Origin of the sequence: Shewanella sp. CAL98-MNA-CIBAN-0140 (assembly GCF_040309905.1) — a bacterium.
GTDB classification, from domain to species: domain Bacteria; phylum Pseudomonadota; class Gammaproteobacteria; order Enterobacterales; family Shewanellaceae; genus Shewanella; species Shewanella psychromarinicola.
Genome location: NZ_JBEOPI010000116.1, coordinates 1 through 314, shown reverse-complemented (window position 1 = coordinate 314; position 314 = coordinate 1). Strand labels below are relative to the sequence as shown.

Annotated in this window: 1 protein-coding gene; it reads right to left on the bottom strand. The window is 42.4% G+C overall.

Features of this window, described 5'->3' with window-relative positions; genetic code table 11:
* Positions 1 to 314: IS1595 family transposase (locus AAEY93_RS21295; protein WP_351079464.1), on the bottom strand; the 314-nt coding region annotated here is incomplete at both ends.

The window sequence follows — 314 nt, the reverse complement described above, 5'->3', positions numbered from 1 at the left end:
TTCACAGCCTGCATAGCAATAAATCCAGCTCTTTTTCCTTTGCTTTCAACGGCAACTAAAACAGGTGTTTTACCTCCTGCTCCACGTCCACGCTTGCCCTTGCTTTTGCCACCCACTAACGAATCATCAATTTCAATGACCCCTGACAGTCTATATAAGCTGTCTCTATGGCCCATAGCTGTTCTCAGCTTACTTAATATCAAACGTGCCGTTCGCCAATTAACTTCAATGTGCTTACTCAGTCTTAATGCTGAAATACTGCCTTTATCTGAGCCTAAAAAGTAGATAGCCCAAAACCACTTAGTGATAGGAAT